Here is a 13754-nt window from a genome sequence, read left to right on the forward strand (position 1 = left end):
GAAGGCGGCATGGTGATGCTTCCCAATGCCGCGACGGCGGCGGGCCCTGACCTGCCCCAGGCGGCGAACTGTTCGGTGCGGATCTTCCCGGGCCTTGGCGGCCCCGGCAGCAACGCAATCGCTTCCAGCAGCAACGGCCTGGTCATAGGCATCGCCGACACCTCCGCGGGCGGGTCCGCACCCGTGCTCTGGCGTGGCGGCCAGCCCACCCAGCTGTCCATCCCGCTCGACTCAGTGGCCCCGGCAGGGGTTAACGCGGCGGGAGTTGTTGTCGGTACCGGCTATGACGCCACCAACGAGGTTCTGGTGGGTTGGTGGTGGCAGGACGGCCAGTATCATCCGTTGCCCGTCAAGCCCGGCGACATCGCAATACCATCCGCGATTTCGGACAACGGCATTGTGGCGGGGGCGCTGGTGGCTGATGAAGAGCATTCGGACGGCCCGGGAGCTGACGAAGACGAACGCCCCGCCGTCTGGCCATCCGTGACCACGGCACCGCGTGAACTCACGCTGCCCGCCGGAGCCAGGGGCGGCCACGCCTTCGCGCTCGGCCCTGACGGCACCGCCGGCGGGGTGGCCCTCGCCGACGACGCTACTCCGGTCCTGTGGGCCCCGGATGGCTCTCCGAAAGCCCTCCCCACCCTGAGCGGTAAGGGCGGCGTCGTCCTCGGGATCGATGCTGCCGGGCAGGCGCTGGGACAGAGCGCGGTGGCCGACGGAACGCATGCCGTGACGTGGGCTGCTCCCAGTGCCGTGACCGACGTGGGAGCGGCGGCTGCCGGGCCCGCGTCGAGTGCGTCATCAGGTATTGCGGGCGTAACCGTAGGAAAGGGAAGCTCGGCGTCCTTCCGCGGGTCGAGGCCGCAGGCGGTGATCTGGATCGGCAAGAGCGCACGGATCCTGCCACCAGGTTCCGATGCACAGTTCACCGGCGTGTCCGGATCCGCGAGCTCGGTGTCCCGCCAGGGAGCGAACACCGTGGTCATCGGATACTCAGCAGCCGATAACGGCCTGCGCCGCGCCACCGAATGGAGCTGCAAGTGAACGCCGTCCGGCTTACGCGCCACCCGCTGCGGTGGGTGCCGGCCCTCCTGCTGGGCCTGGCGCTGATCCTCGCCAACTTCTACTACCTGGCCGCTTCCAGGGACTCGGAAGCCAACGCCGCGACCACCGTGAGCCTCGGATTCGCCGGCGACACCGGCGGGAACACGGTGACCGGCAAGGTCATCGATGCCGCGCACAACGGCGGCGTCGCGGCCATGTTCAACCTCGGGGACCTGTCCTATTCCCAGATCACGCCGGAATCGGCCTGGTGCTCGTTCGTCAAGCAGCACGCCGGGACCATGCCGTATGAGTTCGTGACTGGAAACCACGAGGACGACGGACCTGACGGAGTGTGGACCAACTTTGCATCGTGCCTGCCGGACCAGCTCGGTTCGGTAGGGAACTATGCCCAGCAGTTCTACACAGACTATCCGGCCAGCAGCCCGCTGGTCCGGTTGATCATGGTTTCCCCGAAGCTGACGTTCAGCGGCAGCGGCCTGGACTGGTCCTACAAGTCCGGCACGCAGGGCTACAAGTTCGTGACGTCGGCGATCGACTCGGCCCGTGCCGCCGGGATTCCGTTCATCGTGGTGGGAATGCACATGTATTGCCTGTCCATGGTCAACTATCCCTGCGCCGCCAGCCCCGACCTGATGAACATGCTGGTCTCCAAGAAGGTGGACCTCTATATGCAGGCGCACGACCACGCCTATGCGCGCAGTTACCCGCTTGCGCTCAAGGGCAGCTGCACGGCCATTCCCGTGAGCAGCTTCAACCCGGACTGCGTGGCGTCCACCAATCCCAATGGCCAGTTCGCGGCCGGTACCGGGACCATCCTGGCCACGGTGGGTTCGGGCGGCAGATCGCTGAACAGCGAAAACAACACCACTACTGCGCCGTACTTCCAAAGCTTCATGGGCAGCAACAACAACCCCACCTACGGCTTCCTGAAGGTATCGGTGACCAGTACCACGCTGACCGGCAACTTCGTGCGGGCTTCGGGCGGCACGTATTCGGACAGCTTCACCATCACCAGGCCGGCGGCACCTTCACCGAGCCCGACGGCTACTCCGACAACTACGGCTACACCGACACCAACGCCTACTCCGACCACAACGGCTACACCGACACCAACGCCTACTCCCACACCGACCCCAACGCCTACACCAACCACCACGACGCCGGCGCCATCGGCCATCGCGGTCCGGTCCACGGCCAGCGGAGCAGGGGAGTTGACCGCAGCGGGCTCGTACACGCCGGGCCTGCCGGCGGGCTGGCAGCCGGGCGACACTGTCTTCCTGTTCTCGCAGGTCACCGTGTCCGGGTCGGCGAACACCGCCGCCCCGGCAGGGTGGACGCAGGCTGTTGGTGACTTCACGAGCGCAAGCTCCGCGTCCGCCCACCAAGCCGTCTGGTACCGGGTGATGCAGGCCGGCGATACCGCGCCCAGCGTGGCGGAACCCGCCTCCAGGTATGCCTGGTCGACGGTTGCCGTGCAGGGCGCCAACACCACAACGCCGCTTGACGTCACTCCTGCCACGGACACCAACAGCGGAGTGGCCTACCCAGGTGTACGGGCTCCGTCCATCACGCCGGTGACTCCCGGGGCGCTGCTGCTGACAGCCCACGGCGTGCGGAACGGCACCAACTCGGCAACCACGTCGTTCTCGCCGCCGGCGGGAATGGGTGAACAGGGTGACTCGACCTCGAACATCGCGTCCAAGTCGAATGCGGCCCTGGAAGTGGACTCACTCGCCCTGACCGATACGTCCGCCACCGGCGCCAAGGTGGCAACCGCATCGTCAAGCTCCGGCACGGTGATCAACCAGTGCGGAACGGCGATCGTCGTGCGGCCCGCCGGATGACCTGACGCAGAAGCAGGCGTCGGCGGCACCCAGCCGGGTGCCGCCGTCGTCCGTTAATCAGCTACCATTTAACCCATCAAGGGGAGTACTCCCGTCTGTGCGTGGCCCGTCAATACGGATGCAGTGAAGCATTCCGGGCCACCGGCTCCGGTTGAACCGGGCGGAGGAGACCTTGGCGTCACTGTCAGCGCCAACCCTTTGGAGTACCCCCATGCAGGTCACACCGCTCATCTGGATCATCACCATTGCCGTGACAATCCTGTTCTTCGTTTACGAGTTCTTCGCGCACGTCCGCAAACCCCACGAACCGTCCATTGGCGAGTCGGCCCGCTGGTCGGCGTTCTACATCGGCCTCGCCCTTTTGTTCGGCGTAGGAATCGGAACCGTCTCGGGCTGGACGTACGGCGGCGAGTACTTCGCCGGCTACCTCGCCGAAAAAGCCCTGTCGGTGGACAACCTGTTCGTCTTCCTCATCGTGATGACAGGGTTCGCCGTCCCCAGGAAGTACCAGCAAAAAGTGCTGATGGTGGGCATCATCATCGCCCTCATCCTGCGCGGCGGGTTCATCGCCATCGGGGCCACCCTGATCGCAAACTTCTCCTGGGTGTTCTACATCTTCGGTGCGTTGCTGCTCGTCCTCGCGTACAAGCAGGCGTTCGGCGGGCACGACTCCAACCCGGCCGACGGCCGGTTCATGAAGCTGGTGCGCCGCGTCCTGCCGGTCACCCCCGAGTACCACCGGGACCAGCTCACCGTAAAGCTGGACGGCAAGCGGTTCGTGACGCCCATGCTGCTGACCATCATCGCCATCGGGTTCGTGGACCTGGTCTTCGCCGTCGACTCGATCCCCGCGATCTATGGCCTGACCAGCGAGGCGTACATCGTCTTCACCGCCAACGCGTTCGCCCTGATGGGCCTCCGGCAGCTGTTCTTCCTCATCGGCGGCCTGCTGCAACGCCTGGTCTACCTGGCGCAAGGACTGGCCGTCATCCTCGCGTTCATCGGCGTCAAGCTGGTCTTCCACGCCCTGCACGTCAACGAACTGCCGTTCATCAACGGCGGCCGGCCGCTCCTGTGGGTGCCGGAGATCCCCATCTGGTTCTCCCTGGTCTTCATCGGCGCCACCATCCTGGTGGCCACGGTGGCCAGCCTGGCTAAGACCCGCGGCGGACACGGCGCCGGCGGGCGTGCGGTCCAGGAGGCGTCCTCAGGCGAGGAGGCGGACACCGCCGCGGGCACCCGGCGGTAGGTGGCCGCGGATCACCAGGAAGGACGGACGACGGCGGCACCCGGGGTGGGTGCCGCCGGCTCACCCCCGCTTGCTCCGCACGGGCAACGGATGAATCATCAGGGGAAGAGGCCCGGCCCTTAGACGCCACAAGAGGACTACAAGGAGGTTCACTGCCATGGCCGTTCAACCCAGCCGCCAGAACTCGCGAATCGTGCTGATTACCGGCACGTCGACAGGAATTGGCCGCGCCACGGCTTTCGCCTCGGCGGCGGCAGGGTGGCGGACGATTGCGACGATGCGCAATCCAGGGCATGCAGAGGCCCTCCGGGCCGACGCCGCGGAGGCAGGAGTCGAGCTGGACATCCGCATCCTGGACGTCACCGATGCTGACGCCATAGAACGGGAAGCCGACTATTGCCGCCGCACCTACGGTGGGCTGGATGCCCTGGTCAACAACGCGGGCAGTGCCGCCCTGGGGTCTGTTGAATCGCTGGACATGAAGGCCTTCCGGGACGCCATGGAAGTCAACTACTTTGGCGTTGTGGCCATGACGAAAGCGTTCATGCCGTTGCTCAGGGAAAGCAGCGGCCGGGTCCTCACCATCAGTTCCGTGGGAGGAGTTGTGGGCCAGCCTTTCAATGAGGCCTACTGTGCTGCCAAGTTTGCCGTCGAAGGATTCCTGGAAAGCCTCCAGCCCGTGGCGAAGAGCGTTGGCGTGGGTGTCCATCTCATCGAGCCCGGGGCGGTGTCCAGCGAATTCGTCGCAAACGCCGGCGTTGATGCAGCCGGCATGCTTGCCGGCGCCGGCCCCTACCGGCCGGCGCTGAGCGCCTACCTGGAGCGGACCACGCGGCAGTTCGCCAGCTCCAACGCCCAAACGCCGGAGGAGGTTGCCGGGATCGTGCTCGACACCCTGGACGGACCGTCTCCGGCCTTCAGGATCCAGACCTCTGCGTGGGCCCGGGATTTTGTCTCCGCGAAAATCAACGACCTGGACGGCAGCCGGGTGACCTCGATGACCCAGGGGTGGGTCGGGTTGGCGTGAGTCTGTAACTCCGGATCCCGGTTGTTCAGGCCGTGTACACGGGGCCGTAACGCAGCGCTGGCAGAGTACCCCGCGGGGGACATCAAAAGCCAACGCATTAGGAGCGCCCTCATGGCAGGTCTCAACCGCCGTCGTTTTCTTCAATTTTCCGCCGCCGGTGCCGCTGGCACTGCAATTTCCCAGATGATGGGCCAGAGCATCGCCCGGGCCGCGGAGATTCCGGCCAACCGGGCCACGGGCTCCATCAAGGACGTTGAGCACGTGGTGATCTTCATGCAGGAGAACCGTGCCTTCGACCACTACTTCGGATCGCTGAAGGGCGTCCGGGGATTCTCGGACCCGCACCCCGCGCTTTTGCCCTCGGGCAAGGATGCGTTCCACCAGGCAAGCTCCACCCGCGAGGTTACGCCGTTCCACCCGGACGCGCCGAACCTGGGCATGCAGTTCATGGAGGACCTGGACCATTCGTGGAAGCTCACCCACGAGGCCTTCAACAACGGCAAGTACGACAAATGGCTGCCGGAAAAGACCGATGCCACGATGGCGTTCTACGGCCGCCAGGACATTCCCTTCCACTTCGCCCTCGCCGACACGTTCACCGTCTGCGACCAGTACCACTGCTCGGTCCTCGGGCCCACCGACCCTAACCGCTACTTCATGTTCGCCGGCGGCGACGACCCCGACCGGAAGGGCGGCGGCCCTGACCTGTGGAACGGTGAGAAGGGCTACTGGTGGAGCACCTACCCCGAGGAATTGGAGAAGGCCGGGGTGAGCTGGAAGGTCTACCAGGACATCGGTGAGGGCCTTGATCCGGCACATTACGAGGGCTGGACTGACGACGCCTACATCGGCAACTACGGCGACAACTCCCTCCTCTACTTCAAGCAGTACCAGGACGCGAAGCCCGGCAGCCCCCTGTATGACAAGGCCCGGACCGGCACCAACGCCAAGGCCGGCGACGACTTGTTCAGCATCCTGCGCAAGGACGTAGCGGCGGGCGCGCTGCCCCAGGTCTCCTACATCGTGGCGCCCGAAGCGTACTCCGAACACTCCAACTGGCCGCCGAACTTCGGGGCCTGGTACGCAGCCAACATCCTTGACATCCTCACCTCCAGCCCCGATGTCTGGAGCAAGACCGCTGTCCTGTTCATGTACGACGAGAACGACGGCTTCTTTGACCACATCGTCCCGCCGCATCCGAACACCCCGCAGATACCCGGTGCCTCCACGGTCTCCACTGCCGGTGAATGGTACGACGGCAGCCCGACGTACTACGGCGACAAGGACGTTCCCGGACACTTCGGCCTGGGTGTGCGCGTGCCGATGATCGTGGCATCCCCTTGGAGCATGGGCGGTTGGGTTTGCTCCGAGACGTTCGACCACACCTCGATTGTCCGGTTCCTGGAAACCCGGTTCGGGGTGGCCTCGCCGAACATCACCCCGTGGCGCCGCGCCATCAGCGGCGACCTCACCAGCGCGTTCGACTTTTCGAAGACCGGGGGAGCGGCGCCGGCACTCCCGGATACGTCCGCGTACAAGCCGGCAGACCATAAGCGCCACCCGAGCTACGTTCCGACGCCGCCGGACACGAACTCGATGCCGGCCCAGGAGAAGGGCACCCGCCCGTCCCGCCCGCTGGGCTATGCCTTGGACGTCGAAACCAGGCTCGACTCAGGCAAGCTCACCAGCCGGTGGAGCAACCAGGGCACGCTGGGCGCACACGTGCAGGTCCGGTCCAACCTGCTCCCGGCCGGTCCATACTCCTACACCATCGGCGCAGAAGCCTCACTGGACGCCTCGTGGGCGCTGGGCGCCGAGTACGACGTGCAGATGCACGGCCCGGCCGGGTGGTACCGGCGCGTTGCGGGGACGACGGCGGCCGCGGACATCCGCGTGACCGTCGCCGCGGACGGCAGGGCCGCGCACGCGCAGTTCCGGATCGAGAACGCCGGCACCACAGGCGCAAACCTCACCCTCAAGGACGCGTACGGTCCGGGTTCCCAGACGGTTTCCCTCAACCCCGGCCAGGCAAAGACCATCGTCATCCCCACCCAGGGCGGCTGGTACGATCTCACCGTCACCTCCGCCGCAGGTCCCAGGCTGGTCCGTGTCCTGGCCGGCCGCCTTGAAAACGCCGGCCAACTGACCAGCGACCCCCAGCTCGGCCGCTAAACCGGCCGGGCCGGACGCGAACCCACGAAGAATTTTGGCGAAGGGGCACCGGCCCGCTTCTGCTGGAGGTGGTGTGGTCCTAGACTTAAAGGTGCCTGCAGGTAACCATCAGATGACGCCGGGTTGTTCAGGACATGCGAATGTCCGAGCCTTCTCTTAGCGAGATCGCGAAGGTACCTGCAGGTTTTGCGTTGTGCGGACTGCCCGGTGGCTCCGCAGGTTTGGGTAGTGAAGCGAGTGGTAGGCTCCCCGCTATGGCCGTGGACCCAGCATTGCTCAACTGGTTGCTCGACTCCGATCCCGCCTTGAAATGGCAGGTTGAGCGTGACCTGGCCGGCGCGCCGCCCGAACAGTGGGAGGCAACCCGGGCCAGGATCCGGACGGAGGGGTTCGGGGCGCAGCTTCTGTCCCGGCAGGATCCCGACGGGCAGTGGGCCGGTGGCGCCTACTTTCCCGCCGACTTCGACTTCAACGGACCCGAGGCCGCGGAGGACGCTGGTCAGCCGTACACCGCCACCACGTGGTCTCTGAACGCGTTGCGGGAATGGGGCCTGGACGCGGCCGTGCTGGCCGGCACCGCCGAAAAGCTCGCGGCTAACAGCAGGTGGGAGTACCAGGGCCTCCCGTACTGGGGCGGCGAGGTGGATTGCTGCATCAATGCGTTCACCCTGGCCAACGGTGCATGGCTCGGGGCGGACGTGTCGGGCATCGCGCAATGGTTTTTGGAACGCCAACTGCCCGACGGCGGCTGGAACTGTGAATGGGTCAACGGGTCCGTCCGGTCCTCGGTCCACTCCACCATCAACTCGCTGAAGGGCCTCCTGTACTACGAGGCCGCTACGGGCGGATCGCCGAAACCCAGGGCGGCCAGGCACCGGGGCGAGGAATATCTGCTGGAGCGGCGGCTGCTCTACCGGAAGTCCACGGGGGAGCCGGTGGCGCCGTGGGTGGCCCGGCAGGCCTACCCGTTCCGGTGGTTCTACAGTGCGCTGAATGCGCTGGACTATTTCCGGGCGGCAGCCCTGCACGACGGCGCTGCCCCAGATCCCCGGTTGGCCGACGCTATCGGGACGGTACGGTCAGCCCGGCAAGGGGATGGCACATGGGTCCAGGAGCGCCGCCATCCGGGCCGGGTGTGGTTCGACGTGGACGTTCCGGGAGAGCCATCCAAGTGGCTGACGTTCCATGGAACCAGGGTGCTGGACTGGTGGGACGAGGGGCATTCGGACTAGTGTGGCGTGCCCCGGTCCGGCGATGAGGCGGTGGGGAGACCTCCCCATGCTGCGCCCTGTCTTTTCATCCAATCGGTGTGCTTATATTGGCCTGCGCTGCAGCACCTCCGCTGCGCCAGGCCACTCATCACGTTGGAGACACCATGAAATTCCCGCAGGGCACACTGAAATCCAAAGGCATCTCGTTGCTGGTCGCTGCCGGGGTCGCCGCCGGTGCCTCCTTGGTGGCGGCGGTTCCCGCCACCGCAGCTGGCCCGTGCGGCACGGGATACACGTACATCGGGTCGCATCCCATCACCGTGCCGAGCTACAGCAAGGACTACCGGTATGGGAAGCCGGGCACGAAAACCGGCTCCATCGACGTGTACTGGAACTCCACGGCCCGCAAGAACTGCTCCGTCGCCTACGCCTACGGTCCCACGTACGGCATCAAGATGTACCGCCAGAATATGATCGGGAACTACCCGTCGTACGGGCCGGACGATGTTTCGAGCGGCTACTACTCGTATTACGCCGGTCCCGTCTACACCAGCACGCAGACCGCCGGTGGCCAGTGCATCACCCTGGACGCCAGCTTCGGTCCGAACTCCACCGACAAATCCAGCTGGGGCGCTGCCTTCTACAGCCCGGTCCACTGCTGATTGGACCAGGGAATTACGACGGCGGCACCCCGGGTTGGGTGCCGCCGGTCCGGGTTCCTGCGGCAGACTGGGGACTGCCCACCGAACGAAAGCAGGATTCCGTGATTACCCTCCAGCAGGACGCTGATGGCTTTGTCCGCATGAACCGGCACTACCCGGCCAGCGTCCGCATCCGGATCGCCTTCAACGACGGCAGCACCGGCGACTTCTCCGGCCGCACCCTCAACAACGCGTACGACGCAGCAGTGGCCGAGTTCCGCGCAAAGAATGGCCTGGACGCCAAGGGGTTCAACCGCGCGCCGGCCGGCCGGACCAACTCCGGCAACAAAGTCGATTTCGTTCCGGTGCATCCAGGCATGGCGGAGTAGCCGGCACAACGCTACCCGGCGCTCTCCTCATGGGCCCTGACGACGAACTGTTCCACCCGCCGGTCCGGCACCAGCCAGATCAGCGCGACGATGGTGAAAACGGCCACCCCAAGCAGCGGCTGGAGGAAGGTGAGGGCGATGCCGGTGAGGTAGATCAGCGGGGAAGCTTTGCCTTTCCAGTCCCTCCCGACGGCCCGGGCCAACGCTCCGTCCTTCCCCTGCACCGCAATCAGCCGCCGTTCCAGGATGAAGTAGGCGATCGCGGCGCACAGCAGGTTGATGCCGTACAGCAGCACGGGGACCTGCAGGAACCCGGACTCGTCCATCCACCGGGTGGTGAACGGGAAGAGGGACAGCCAGAACAGCAGGTGCAGGTTGGCCCAGAGAATGGTCCCGTTCACCCGGCTGGCGAGGTGGATCATGTGGTGGTGGTTGTTCCAGTAGATCCCCACGTACACGAAGCTCAGCAGGTAGGTGAAGAGTGTGGGCAGGATGGCGGCAACGCCGGCCCACGTGGGTTCCTCCGGGGTGTGCAGTTCCAGGACCATGATGGTGATGATGATCGCCAGGACGCCGTCGCTGAAGGCCTCAAGCCGGTTCTTGTTCACCCGATTATTCTGCCCGCAAAACCGGACGGCCGGGCGTCAAACAATAGCCACCGTCCCCGCGTCGCCGTCCACCGCCACCTTCGGACCTCCGGCCAGCCGCTGCGTGGCCACGCCGGTGCCCAGGACGGCGGGGATTCCGTACTCGCGGGCCACGATGGAGCTGTGGCTCAGCGGGCCGCCTACATCGGTCACCACCGCGGAGGCCATCGCGAACAACGGGGTCCAGGCCGGGGTGGTCATGCGGGCCACCAGCACCTCGCCGGGCCGCATTTGGCCGAAGTCCTCCGGGCCTCGGAGGACCCGGGCCGGTGCAGTGACCCGGCCGGAGCTCGCGCCGGTACCCCTGATCACGTCGCCGGCCTGTTGCTGCGGGCCTCCCGGCATCATCGAGCCGAACGCCTTCTCCATCCATGCCTTCCGTGGCAGCATCTGTGGTGCCGCGGCCTTCGCCTGCCCCCGCCACAGCATCCTGCGCTCCTCCACTGCGGCGGCACGGACCGGCCGGGAGGCTCCGGCAAGGGCACCGCCCGGCTCCGCGTCCGCCAGCCCGAACTCCACCGCCCCCTGCAGCTCGGAGAGCCGCAGCCAGAACACACCGTCGGGTGAGGCGATGACGCCCGAAAGCACCAGCCGCCGCCCGAGTTCCCGCAGAATCCTCCGGAGCAGCGGCCAGGCAAGCCCGACGTCGGCCAATGCGTCCTCGCGGACCGGCGCCGTCTCCTGCGCCCATTTCAGCACCCGGAGGAACAGTGCCCGGCGCCGCGGACCCAGCCGGCCGGCGACGTCCCGGGTCAACGACTCCCGGCGCTCGGTCAGCAGCCGCTGCCGTTCATTCGGATCCGTGCCCTGGCCGCGGAGGTAGAACTTCACGGTTTCCAGCTGGGCGGTGGGGTCATCGGCCGGCACCGGGCTGGCGAAGTCCAGGTTGTAGACCGCGTGCCCGTACAGGGCCAGATGCTCGTGGAAGGCGATCCGCCACTCCTGCCACAGGGCGTCATCCACCCCGGCCGGCGCTGAACCGGTGCGCAGGCTTTCGGCGAGTGCCGCCGTCGGACGTTCCACCAGGGTGGATACCAGCGCTGGGTCGCTGCGCGCCCAGCCGGCCAAATCGTACAGCGATTTTTCGGCCCGGATGGGTTCGCTGTCGAAGCCCAGAAGGAATTCCTGGGCCGGTGGATCGCCGTGGCGGCGGATGGATTTGTAGACTCCCCGGAAGGAGAGTTCGCTCATGTCGGCCAGCGGGATGATGGACTGCACGGCGGTGTAGTACACGGTGCCGGCGTTCAGGAGGGCCTGCACGCCCGCCAGCAGCTCGGCGCCGGAAAGCCCGGCCGGCGGCCTCGCGGACCAGTCCTTGATGATCCGTTCGTAGCGGGGATGCGAGTAGTCGCGCCAGCCCGCCACGCCCATGTGCGCCGTGCCGCGGAACAGCCCGCGCATCGCCGGGACTGTCCGGGCCGTCATCCGCAGCATGGGCCAGGTGCGGTAGTAGTAATAGGCGTAGCCGTTGACGGTGGGGAACCGGACGTCGCCCTCGCGGAGGGGGTGGCCGCCCAGCGCCTGGTTCATCAGGGCCGAGATGGAGCGGGACACCGAGCCGTCGATGAGGTCGGCGAAGAGCGGGGAGAGCGGCTCGGGCATCTGTTCCACGATGCTGGCCCGGAAGTAGAGGCCGTTGGGGTAGGGGATGGGCCACTCGGTGGGAGCGTCGGCGGCCGGCTCGGGGAGGGCGGTGATGGGACGGGACTGCAGCAGGAAGAACTGGCCGCCGGCGCGGGCCCATTCGATGTCCTGCGGCGAGCCGAAGTGGTCCGCGATCCGCCGGCCGTAGGCGGCCAGTTCAGCCGCGGCGGCATCGTCCAGGACAGGCGCACGACGGCGGGCTTCCGCCACCTTTTGCTCCACCGTTCCGTTCTCCGTGGTGACGGTCATGACCTCCTTGTCCGCGGTCTGCCGGGAGACGAACTTGCCGGTGCCGGCCTCCACCACCAGGTCATCGGTGGTGACCCGGCCGCTGACCACGGCCTCGCCCAAGCCCCATGCGGCGCTGATCACCGTCTGGTCGCGGCGGCCGTTCGCGGGGTTGGCGGTGAACATCACCCCGGCGGCCTCGGCCTCCACCATCTGCTGGACCACGACGGCGAGGCGCACCTGGTCCGGCGGGACACCGGCGCGGGCACGGTAGGCCATGGCGCGTGCCGTCCAGAGGGAGGCCCAGCAGTTGATGACCGCTGCGGCCAGGGCGTCCACGCCGCGGATGTTCAGGTAGGTTTCCTGCTGCCCGGCGAAGCTGGCGGAGGCGAGGTCCTCGGCGGTGGCGGAGGACCGGACTGACACGGCCGCGTCCTGGGCGCCGAGCCGGTGGTAGGCGTCCTGGAGTTCCGCTGCGATGGACGGCGGCATGGCACCTTTGCTGAACAGGGTCCGGATCAGGGCGGAGGCATGCTCATACTCCTCCGGCGGCGCATCAGATGAGAGGCCGGCCAACTCCTGGATGGCCTCCCCGAGCTCGTTTTCGGCCACGAAGGCGGCGTAGGCGTTGGTGGTGAGGACGAACCCGGGCGGAACCGGAAGGCCGGCTTGGACCAGCCCGCCGAGGCCCACGGCCTTGCCGCCCGCCGCGGCAATGTCGCCTGGGTGCACGTCGGCCAAGCCGTTGATGTAGGTCATGACGTGCCCTCCCTGTTGCCTGCCGCCGTCGTCCGTTTCCAAAGCGCTACCCCCAGGACTGCCACCCAGAGCAAGAATGCACCGATGCTGATGCGCTCGCCAATGCCCAGCACGAGGTTCGGTCCCGGGGCTGCCATGAACGCGACCATACCCATGAGGGCTGACACTGCGAGCGAAACGATCGAGAAGGTCCGCATCGGGCCGTGGAATCCGGCGGCGACGAAGCACATCGCGGCGACCATGAGGGCCAGCTGCACGTTGGTGGCCACAATGTGCATGGGGATGGAGGCGTCGTCGCCCAGCCGCAGCGGGAAGAGGGCGCCCACGATGTTCCAGAGGCCGTAGGCGGTGAGCAGCGCGCCGGCGATGCGGAGCGCACGATGGCCGCGGACGGAGCTCCAGACGCCCAGGCCGAACGCCGTGAACAGGACCGTATAGATCCAGGTGAAGGTAACAAGGACGTCCCGGCCGGGGGAACCGACGGCGAACAGTTCGCTCACCATCTGTTCGGCGCGGCGGTAGCCGGCCCACTGGGAGGCTGCGATGCCGTCGGTGAAGACCACGTAGAGCAGTGACGAGAGCGGCCCGGCGGCGAGGAGGGGCATGCGCAGGGCGTCCCTGTGCCGGCCTGCGAACGGCACGGCCCGCCTGTGTCCGGGAAGCCGTCCTCCTGCAACAGACATGTCCGGTAGTCCTCAAAGCCCGCGGTCCGGCAAGCGGCGCGGCGCAGGGCACGCGGGCGAAGGCCCTGGCGCCTACCGGTTCCAGCGTGTGCCTGGCCGCCCGGTGCCGCAAGGGCCGAACGGCCTTGGGGGCTGGGGTGGGGGACGGCGTGCTGTCCCCCTTCTTCCCGTATTGGGTATTCGGGCATCTTGACT

The 13754-nt window shown here is 66.9% G+C and carries 11 protein-coding genes; 8 read left to right on the forward strand and 3 right to left on the reverse strand.

Annotation, left to right across the window (positions count from 1 at the left end; all coding sequences use genetic code 11):
• The first annotated feature begins 9 nt into the window (after nt 1-9).
• From ACFVTD_RS05200 to ACFVTD_RS05235, 8 genes are all read left to right on the forward strand, one after another.
• The gene (locus ACFVTD_RS05200; RefSeq protein WP_387559110.1) at nt 10-1044 is read left to right on the forward strand and encodes a hypothetical protein; all 1035 of its coding nucleotides are present in this window, start codon (nt 10-12) and stop codon (nt 1042-1044) included.
• Entirely contained in the window at nt 1041-2909 is a 1869-nt protein-coding gene (locus tag ACFVTD_RS05205) for a hypothetical protein (RefSeq protein ID WP_387559113.1), read from the forward strand. The genes ACFVTD_RS05200 and ACFVTD_RS05205 overlap by 4 nt, the downstream gene beginning before the upstream one ends.
• A 211-nt stretch (nt 2910-3120) precedes the next feature.
• Entirely contained in the window at nt 3121-4158 is a 1038-nt protein-coding gene (locus ACFVTD_RS05210; protein ID WP_387559116.1) for a TerC family protein, read from the forward strand.
• Nucleotides 4159-4315: 157 nt separating this feature from the next.
• On the forward strand, nt 4316-5185 hold the full coding sequence (locus ACFVTD_RS05215) for an SDR family NAD(P)-dependent oxidoreductase (RefSeq protein WP_387559119.1): 870 nt from the start codon (nt 4316-4318) through the stop codon (nt 5183-5185).
• Nucleotides 5186-5296: 111 nt separating this feature from the next.
• Entirely contained in the window at nt 5297-7357 is a 2061-nt protein-coding gene (locus tag ACFVTD_RS05220) for a phosphocholine-specific phospholipase C (RefSeq protein ID WP_387559122.1), read from the forward strand.
• Nucleotides 7358-7611: 254 nt separating this feature from the next.
• Entirely contained in the window at nt 7612-8589 is a 978-nt protein-coding gene (locus ACFVTD_RS05225) for a squalene cyclase (protein WP_387559125.1), read from the forward strand.
• Nucleotides 8590-8732: 143 nt separating this feature from the next.
• Complete coding sequence (locus tag ACFVTD_RS05230) at nt 8733-9230, forward strand: hypothetical protein (RefSeq protein WP_387559128.1); 498 nt, start codon at nt 8733-8735, stop codon at nt 9228-9230.
• A 101-nt stretch (nt 9231-9331) separates the two neighbouring features.
• Nucleotides 9332-9598, forward strand: coding sequence for a hypothetical protein (locus ACFVTD_RS05235; protein ID WP_387559131.1), 267 nt, complete (start codon nt 9332-9334; stop codon nt 9596-9598).
• An 11-nt stretch (nt 9599-9609) separates the two neighbouring features.
• Here the strand turns inward: ACFVTD_RS05235 and ACFVTD_RS05240 are convergent, their stop codons facing one another.
• From ACFVTD_RS05240 to ACFVTD_RS05250, 3 genes are read right to left on the reverse strand one after another with little or no spacing between them, the layout of a single operon-like run.
• A complete protein-coding gene (locus ACFVTD_RS05240) occupies nt 9610-10206 on the reverse strand; it encodes a TMEM175 family protein (protein ID WP_387559134.1) in 597 nt (198 codons plus the stop codon).
• Nucleotides 10207-10242: 36 nt separating this feature from the next.
• Nucleotides 10243-12876, reverse strand: coding sequence for a PEP/pyruvate-binding domain-containing protein (locus tag ACFVTD_RS05245; protein WP_387559137.1), 2634 nt, complete (start codon nt 12874-12876; stop codon nt 10243-10245).
• Nucleotides 12873-13559 carry a DUF998 domain-containing protein gene (locus ACFVTD_RS05250; RefSeq protein WP_387559140.1) on the reverse strand — a complete coding sequence of 229 codons (687 nt, stop codon included), beginning with the start codon at nt 13557-13559 and terminating at the stop codon, nt 12873-12875. The genes ACFVTD_RS05245 and ACFVTD_RS05250 overlap by 4 nt, the downstream gene beginning before the upstream one ends.
• Nucleotides 13560-13754 lie beyond the last annotated feature (195 nt).

The organism is Pseudarthrobacter sp. NPDC058119 (assembly GCF_042884655.1).
Classification (GTDB): domain Bacteria; phylum Actinomycetota; class Actinomycetes; order Actinomycetales; family Micrococcaceae; genus Arthrobacter.

Coding starts and splice junctions, on each gene's coding strand:
- ACFVTD_RS05200 (WP_387559110.1), top strand. CDS start 10: ATGGTGATGCTTCCCAATGCCGCGACGGCGGCGGGCCCTGACCTGCCC.
- ACFVTD_RS05210 (WP_387559116.1), top strand. CDS start 3,121: ATGCAGGTCACACCGCTCATCTGGATCATCACCATTGCCGTGACAATC.
- ACFVTD_RS05215 (WP_387559119.1), top strand. CDS start 4,316: ATGGCCGTTCAACCCAGCCGCCAGAACTCGCGAATCGTGCTGATTACC.
- ACFVTD_RS05220 (WP_387559122.1), top strand. CDS start 5,297: ATGGCAGGTCTCAACCGCCGTCGTTTTCTTCAATTTTCCGCCGCCGGT.
- ACFVTD_RS05225 (WP_387559125.1), top strand. CDS start 7,612: ATGGCCGTGGACCCAGCATTGCTCAACTGGTTGCTCGACTCCGATCCC.
- ACFVTD_RS05230 (WP_387559128.1), top strand. CDS start 8,733: ATGAAATTCCCGCAGGGCACACTGAAATCCAAAGGCATCTCGTTGCTG.
- ACFVTD_RS05245 (WP_387559137.1), bottom strand. CDS start 12,876: ATGACCTACATCAACGGCTTGGCCGACGTGCACCCAGGCGACATTGCC.
- ACFVTD_RS05250 (WP_387559140.1), bottom strand. CDS start 13,559: ATGTCTGTTGCAGGAGGACGGCTTCCCGGACACAGGCGGGCCGTGCCG.